Genomic DNA, 1,115 nt, shown 5'->3' on the forward strand with positions numbered 1-1,115 from the left:
CTTGAATTTACAATTGAAGTGCAACGGTAACTAAAAAAGAGACTCATAATGAAAATCCGAGTAAAATAGTAATTGCGACACAACTATTTTGAAAGGATGTTATCATTATGAGCCCATATCAACATCTTACCATATCTGAACGCGAAAAAATATTAGTAGGGATAGCGGAAGAAAAAAGCATCAGAGAAATGGCGGAGGAACTTGGACGCGCACCGTCCACTGTGTCTAGAGAAATTCAGCGAAATACAGTCGATAGTACCTATTCTGCTAATCAAGCCCAACAAAACTATACATGCAAGCGCAAAGCCTGTCATCGTGAGCCATTGCTGAGTTATTTGCCTATCAAACAGAAAGTACAGCATCTGCTTCTTCACCATCAATGGTCTCCAGAACAAATCTCAAAGCGATTAAAACTGGAGGGAGCTCCCATTCAAATAAGTTATATCACTATCTATCGGGGGATCTATGCTGGACAATTGGAAGACAGGAAACTTATCAATGGACAGCGCGGAATCGCAAGAAAACTGCGTCATCGCGGGAAAACAAGACATACGAAAGGCTATCAGGAAACAAGAGGAAAAATTAAAATCTCTCATTCCATCCATGATCGTCCGAAGGAAGCCGACGAGCGCCATTGTATCGGTCATTGGGAAGCAGATACCGTTTTAGGGAAAACAGGCTTACCTTGCTTAATCACGCTAACAGATAGGTATTCTCGCTATCTCTTATCAGAACAAATTCCACGTAAAAATGCTAGCTTTGTCACGCCAAAATTAATTGCCATGTTTCAGCAATTGCCTAAGCACAAAGTGAAAACAGTTACTCCAGATAGAGGCAAAGAATTTGCTAAACATGCAGATGTTAACGCTATGCTTGATGGGCTTCCGTTTTACTTTGCTGATCCACACGCACCTTGGCAACGTGGCACGAATGAGAATACCAATGGTTTACTGCGAGAGTATTTTCCCAAAAATGAAGATATAGCGAATTACTCGGATCAAGAAATCAGACAATCCATTGACGAATTGAATAAAAGGCCAAGAAAATGCTTGGGTTGGAAAACACCGTATGAAGTTTTCTTTGATATCGTGTTGCACTTGACTTGACAATTCAAG

1 protein-coding gene is annotated in these 1,115 nt (G+C 40.6%); it reads left to right on the top strand.

Annotation, left to right across the window (positions count from 1 at the left end; genetic code table 11):
• The first annotated feature begins 107 nt into the window (after nucleotides 1–107).
• Nucleotides 108–1,106 carry an IS30 family transposase gene (locus EP58_RS10675; protein WP_036093277.1) on the top strand — a complete coding sequence of 333 codons (999 nt, stop codon included), beginning with the start codon at nucleotides 108–110 and terminating at the stop codon, nucleotides 1,104–1,106.
• Nucleotides 1,107–1,115 lie beyond the last annotated feature (9 nt).

The sequence above is a fragment of the Paenilisteria newyorkensis genome, from assembly GCF_000766145.1.
In the GTDB taxonomy this organism is placed as follows: Bacteria; Bacillota; Bacilli; order Lactobacillales; family Listeriaceae; genus Listeria_A; species Listeria_A newyorkensis.

Coding starts and splice junctions, on each gene's coding strand:
- EP58_RS10675 (WP_036093277.1), top strand. CDS start 108: ATGAGCCCATATCAACATCTTACCATATCTGAACGCGAAAAAATATTA.